Source organism: Glutamicibacter sp. AGC84 (assembly GCF_053543575.1).
Genome location: NZ_JBLVOC010000009.1, coordinates 96,147 through 102,214, shown reverse-complemented (window position 1 = coordinate 102,214; position 6,068 = coordinate 96,147). Strand labels below are relative to the sequence as shown.

The window sequence follows — 6,068 nt, the reverse complement described above, 5'->3', positions numbered from 1 at the left end:
CCCGGGTCCGGTTTTTCGATTTATTGTCCGGCATGGAACCAGCGGACTGCCCTCGTGCTAGACGTAGGGCTGAAGGAACTTGACCATGCGTTCCATCACCAACGCGCGAGCTTCTGGATCATGCGAGCGAAGCGAGCTGTCGGTGAACAGGTGCTGCTTGCCAGGGTAGGTGAAGAGCTGGGCGATATCGCCGCCCTCTGCTTCAACGAAGCGCTGGGCTGCCTCCAGGTCGCCTTCCTTCGCGAAGAACGGGTCCTGGTCCATGCCATGGATCTGCACCGGGACATTTTCCGGCCACGGCCCGAAGCTCCAGTCGGCGTCCAGATCCACGAAGGATTCCAGTAGAACCGCGGCTATCGCGCCGGGACGCTGCTGCGCGCACTGCTGGGCCAGGGCCGCGCCCCAGGAAGTGCCGATGTAGACCAGCTCTTCGGGCAGCTTGCCAAATAGCTTGTCGACGCGTTCCTGGATCTTGTCCGCGGTCAGCTTGCCTGCCATGCGCATCCCGGCATCGAAATCCTTGGGCAGCTTGCCGGCGTACAGATCCAGTGCGTGCACGGTGTGGCCAGCGGCGCGCAATTCTGCGGCCATCTCCTGCACCCCGGGGGTCAGGCCCTGGACGTGATGGAAAAGAACAATCGTAGCCATGGGTGCTCCTAGCGGTTTCTAGCGTTCGTCGACCAGGTTCTCGATGCGCTGCGGCAAGTGCTCAATGGCCATGTCCCAGCCGGGCATCTGGCTATTGATCTCCACGCTGTACCCTTCGACCAGCATGAATTCTGCGCAGGTGAGGATTTCCTGGCCCGAACCCGTTTCATAGATGAAGGCACGTTTGATGTCCTGCCAGAGCAGGGTTGCGGACTGGTCGATCACGAGGCCGCTTTTGACGACTTCGACGGTGCGCTGGGGGTAGGACATACTCAACTTGCTTTCGGGGTCCTTGGCGGTGTGCTTTGAACAAGTCTAAACCGGCAGCGCACCGCCATGGGGTTAGCAAACTGGATTCGGGTAGGACTTCGCCAAGGTTCCCTGCGCATCCAGCTCCAGCAAATAGTCCAGATCCAGCTGCGACAGGAAATGCTGATCGTGGCTGACTACCAGCAACGCGCCCCTATAGGTGCCCAGTGCTTCGCTGAGCTGGCGCACGCTGTCCATATCCAGATTATTGGTGGGCTCATCGAGGATGAGCAGCTGCGCGGCTGGTTCTGCCAGCAGCAACGTCGCCAGATGGACCCGGAAACGCTCGCCGCCGGAAAGCGCCGCCACTGGCCGGTCGGCGCTGGCCCCGCGCAGCAGCAACCGGGCAAGCATATTGCGCACGTCGTTCGCGGTTGCTGCTGGCGCCACCAGCGCCACGTTCTGGATCGCGCTCAGTTGGCCATCCAGGCCGTCCAGGCGCTGGGGCAGGTACCCGACCCGGTCCACGAAGAGCGTTCCGCCCGGTCCGGGGCCGGGAGCTTCGCCGGCGAGCATCTGCTGGAGCAGCCGGGTCTTCCCGGAACCATTGGGGCCGACAAGGCCCACGCGTTCGGCTCCCTGGATGGTGAACTGGTGATCTTCTGCACCCAGCGTCGCGACCTGCTTGCCCGAGGGCAACCGGGGATCGGGCAGCTCGATGTTGATGTGCTCGGCCTGCCGAACCCGCCGATCGGCATCGTCGAGCCTGGCCTGGGCCGAATCGACCTTGCCATCCAGGTTTGAACGCATCTTCCCGGCGTTCGCCTCGGATTTCTGGCGAAGGTGGTTGGCCAGGATCTTCGGCATGCCTCCGGAAAGCTGGGTGGCCCGCCCCTTGCGCTTGGCGCGGGCGAGCTTCGTTTCGGCCTCTGCCCGTTGGCGCTTTTCCACTTTCAAGGAGGCCTGGGCAGTTCTGGCTGCCTGCTCGGCTGCCTGCTGCTCGGTTTCAAGCTGCTCGCGGTATGAGCTGTAGGGCCCTCCGAAAACGCTGAGCTTCCCGTCGTAGAGCTCCACCGTATGCTCCATGAGCTCGAGCAGCTCGATATCGTGGCTCACCACAACCAGCGTGCCCTTCCACGAGCGCACCAGATCGTAGAGCAGCTCACGGGTTGGCTGATCGAGGTTATTCGTCGGCTCGTCGAGCAGGGTGATCGGCGAATCGGCGATGCGCAAGCCGAGCACTGCCAGCAGCATTGCTTCCCCGCCCGATAAGGTGGTGATTTGGCGGCGCAGATCCAGCCCGTCGAAGCCCAGCGGCGCCAGTTCAGCTCGAACCCGGGCTTCGGCATCCCAGTTCGCGCCCACCGCGTCGAAATCCGCTGGGTCGACACTGCCGGACTCGATAGCTTCCAAAGCCGCCAGGACCTGATGCACCCCCAGCAGCTGGGCGACGGTCGTGTCCTGTTCCAGAGCCAGCGTTTGCGGCAGGTAGCTCAGCGGTGCGTTTGTTTCTGCCGTTCCGCTCGTTGGGCGCAGCTGCCCGGCGATCAGCTTCAGCAACGTCGATTTGCCGCTGCCGTTGGCGCCGATCAACCCGGTGAGCCCGGAGGGGAACGTGCCGTCCAGATTGGCCAGGGCGCTTTCTCCCGTGGGCCAGGAAAAGCTGAGGTTGTTCAGGGTAATTGGTGGTGTCAAAGACATGCAGGTCCTCCCGCGAATGCGAAGGGGCTGCCGGCTTGGGGGATCGCAGAATTGGCTCAACCACGCAGGGGAGCCGGAAAGGAAAAGGATACCGAAGCCGGTAGCCGAAATGAACAAGATGCACCGTTGGGAAACGATGCGGGGTCATCGGCTGGCTCAGTAGGTATCCATGCCAACGAGTGTAGCAGGGGGGAATTGGGGTGTTAACCCCTCAGTACAAGAAGATCGGGAGCCATTCCCGGTTGTGCGCGTGGACCAGCGCGAGGAACAGGACGAAGTCGAAGATCAGGTGCACGCTAACTACATAGGACAAGGACTTGGTCAGCTTGAAGGTATACCCCTGCAGCAGGGCGAAGGGAAAGGTCAGCAACGGCCCCCAGGATTGGTAGCCGATCTCCCACAGGAAGGAGGAGAAGATCACCGCTTGCAGGAGGTTGGCCTGCCAGTCCGGGAAATGCTGGCGCAGCAATGCGAATGCCGTGCAGATGAAGAACAGCTCGTCCCAGATGCCCACCGAATTAACTCCGAGGAAGAGCCGCCAGAAGATGACTGGGTCCGAGGCATCCGGCCAGTTCTGGTAGGCGCCGGTGCTGATCAGGTACACCGGGAGGATGAAGAATCCCAGCGCCACCACCCCCAGCAAGTACAGCTTCGCTGCCAGCGGCCACTTGCGGCCGGTGTTCACCGGGAACTTGATGATCTGCTCGCGCAAGGCGAAGCGCGAGATCAGCCAGGGAAGCAGGACTGCCGCGGCCAGCGCGCCACCCATTAATGCCATATGCCCCAGGCTCAGGTCGGCATTCAATGGAACCAGGCTGATGACCACCAAACCGGTTGCGATGAGTCCCAGATGCCGTGCAAGCCTGCGGTCGATGAACCCCGCGCACAGCAGGCTCAGTGCCAGCAGGCCGTAGCCCAACAGGTCGTTTTCGGCGCCGAAGAGGAACACTGCGGAACCCGAGAGCAAGGAAGCCGGCAGCAGCTTCCAGCTCATCGCGGGGCGGTGCGATTCGGTTGGTATCTGGCTCACGGACACAAGCATGCCAGCTGGGCCGGCAGAAAGACACAGCCCGCCGCCGCGGAACCAGTGCTTTAAAGCTTCTGGCCCGCATCCGTCATTTCGGCTGCGGGCCAGAAGGAAAATTCTGGAGAAGTGCTACTTCCAGGCGCGGTGCACCGCGACGATGCCACCGGTCAGGTTGCGGTATTCCACGTTCTTCCAGCCAACGTTGACGAACTTGGCGCCCAGCTCGTCCTGGTCTGGCCAAGCTGCAATGGATTCAGCCAAGTAGGCGTAAGCGGTCGGGTTAGGGGAAACCAGGTAGCCCAGCGCAGGAATGGCGCGTGGCAGGAACTGCTTGTAGGCCGTCTTGATCGGGGCGACGGTCGGAGTGGAGAACTCGGCGACGACGATCCGTCCGCCGGGCTTGGCCACGCGGCGCATTTCGGACAGGGCCTTCTCGGTATCCGCGATATTGCGCAGACCGTAGGAGATGGTCACTGCATCGAAGGTGTTGTCCTCGAACGGCAGGTCGGTTCCGTCTCCGTAGACGAAGTTCAGCTGCGGGTAGCGCTTGCGGCCCTCATCGAGCATGCCGTGGGACATGTCGCAGGCGGTGACGTCAGCGCCGGCTTCCGCGAGCGGGACCGAGGAGGTGCCGGTGCCTGCGGCGAGGTCGAGAATGCGCTCGCCGGGCTTTGGCGCGATCGCTTCGGTGGTGATCTTGCGCCAGTAGTTCACGATGCCGCCGGTCATCAAGGTATTGAGCAAGTCGTAGCGAGGTGCCAGCTTGTCAAACATTTCCTGAACCTGATCGGCCTTCTTGTCCAGGCCTGCGCGCGCATTCTGAGAACTCATGGGTCTAAGTCTTCCATATTTGCGCGCGCCAAGGCGCCGGATGTGGGGCGAATCGCCCTTTAGAGAATCGATTCGAGCCGGGCGTAGCTGGCCTCCATCCCGTCGGTCATTCCGGTGGCGAGCACCATGTCGCGGGTTTGCGCATCTGGGTAGGTGATCAGGATCGTCAGCAGGGTACCGCCCTGGTTGGGTGTCAGCGTTAATTCATTCACCGTGGCCGGGTAATCGGTGCCGATCATTTGCTCCGTGGTCCGTTCATAGGACTGGGGCAGCGTTTCAAGCACGGTTCCAGTGAAACCGAAACCGGAGCCGTCATCGGCAGATAGCGGTTCCCACCAGTACCGGTAGGTCTCGCCGGCCTCTTGCGCCGTCACGCATTCAGCCAACTGCCATCCGTCGGGGCCGAGCATCCAACGTTTCATGAGCCGCTGGTGATGGTGGGCCTGCCAGACTTGCTCCACTGACCCGCGCACCAAGCGGGTAATGCGCACCTGGGTGTCCGATAGGATCTGTGCATCGGTGATGAAATTTTCGGCATAATTGCGCAGGTCGATGAGGACTTGCTCGATCTGGCTCATGGCCGAACGGGTGCCATCGATCATGCCCATGGAGACGACTTGTTCCAGCTCCTCAACGGAATCGAAAACTGCTGTAATCGTCAGTTTTGATCCTTCAGGCGTCGGGTCGAAGGAGAAAACCATGCGGTTGAGGGGCAGGTCGGGGTTCGGAGTGCCGTCGGCGTGCGCAAAGCCGTCGCTGACCTCAAAGAATTTGTGCTCGACGACTTCATTCCAGATCCAGTAACCGTGGAATTCTTCGCCTTCGGGAGAAGTCATGTGGTAGTTCGAGCGGCCACCAGGGGTGGCATCGTGCCGGGTGAAAGTTGCCGGGTATTCCACCGGCCCCCAGAATTTTTCAAGTTGCCGGGCGTCCAGATAGGCATCCCACAGGCGGGAAACCTTGACCGGAAATTCTGCGTGGACAGTCAGTGAGAGTGCTTCGGAATCTTTGACAACGGATGTGACAGGCATGGGAATGCTCCTTATTTGTCCCCATCGGCGAGGAAATCATCGAGCCGGCTGATGCGTTGGCGCCAGATATCCTCGAGGGAAGTAAGTAGTTCTTGCGCGTGCCGGATGGTATCCGGCTGCCCGCGAACTATGCGTTCGCGACCACGTGCGATTTTTGTGACCAGACCAGCGGATTCCAATGCCGCGACGTGCTTCTGAACTGCCGCAAAAGACATGTCATAGCTTGCAGCAATTTCCGAAACGCTCACCTCGGCGTTTAGCGTCCGCCGCACGATGTCTCGTCGTGTGGCATCTGCCAAGGCGCGGAAGACCTTGTTTGCCTGTTCTTCGCTCAACTCATATACAACCATTTGGTTGTATGTTACGCCCGGAATGGGCTGGAAGTAAAGAGGTGGATCAAAACTTTTGGAGGTAGTGTACTTATCCCCTATACAATCGACATTGTATAGGTGATATGTCACCTGCGAATTTTAGCCTTGGGATTGCGCGCCGCGGGGCCGCCCCCATGCCACTCGCGAGCAGCCGTTCCCATGTCGGGAACAGGGTGCTGATGCGCATCGTGCGCGGATTTCCGATTTGCC

The 6,068-nt window shown here is 61.0% G+C and carries 7 protein-coding genes; all 7 read right to left on the bottom strand.

Annotation, left to right across the window (positions count from 1 at the left end; genetic code table 11):
* Positions 1-57: 57 nt before the first annotated feature.
* The 7 genes from ACNPN0_RS06505 to ACNPN0_RS06475 all read right to left on the bottom strand — a co-directional run bounded on the left by ACNPN0_RS06505 (position 58) and on the right by ACNPN0_RS06475 (position 5,837).
* Positions 58-648, bottom strand: a complete 591-nt coding sequence (locus ACNPN0_RS06505) for a dienelactone hydrolase family protein (protein WP_448937246.1) — start codon at positions 646-648, stop codon at positions 58-60.
* A gap of 18 nt (positions 649-666) precedes the next feature.
* Complete coding sequence (locus ACNPN0_RS06500) at positions 667-918, bottom strand: hypothetical protein (RefSeq protein ID WP_105658992.1); 252 nt, start codon at positions 916-918, stop codon at positions 667-669.
* A gap of 72 nt (positions 919-990) precedes the next feature.
* A complete protein-coding gene (locus ACNPN0_RS06495; RefSeq protein WP_448937247.1) occupies positions 991-2,598 on the bottom strand; it encodes an ABC-F family ATP-binding cassette domain-containing protein in 1,608 nt (535 codons plus the stop codon).
* 211 nt (positions 2,599-2,809) lie between these two features.
* Positions 2,810-3,592 carry a CPBP family intramembrane glutamic endopeptidase gene (locus ACNPN0_RS06490; protein ID WP_448937276.1) on the bottom strand — a complete coding sequence of 261 codons (783 nt, stop codon included), beginning with the start codon at positions 3,590-3,592 and terminating at the stop codon, positions 2,810-2,812.
* Between the two features lie 162 nt (positions 3,593-3,754).
* Entirely contained in the window at positions 3,755-4,456 is a 702-nt protein-coding gene (locus ACNPN0_RS06485) for a demethylmenaquinone methyltransferase (RefSeq protein WP_013347526.1), read from the bottom strand.
* Between the two features lie 59 nt (positions 4,457-4,515).
* The gene (locus ACNPN0_RS06480) at positions 4,516-5,487 is read right to left on the bottom strand and encodes an SRPBCC family protein (protein ID WP_448937248.1); all 972 of its coding nucleotides are present in this window, start codon (positions 5,485-5,487) and stop codon (positions 4,516-4,518) included.
* A gap of 11 nt (positions 5,488-5,498) precedes the next feature.
* The gene (locus ACNPN0_RS06475) at positions 5,499-5,837 is read right to left on the bottom strand and encodes a metalloregulator ArsR/SmtB family transcription factor (RefSeq protein WP_434694122.1); all 339 of its coding nucleotides are present in this window, start codon (positions 5,835-5,837) and stop codon (positions 5,499-5,501) included.
* Positions 5,838-6,068 lie beyond the last annotated feature (231 nt).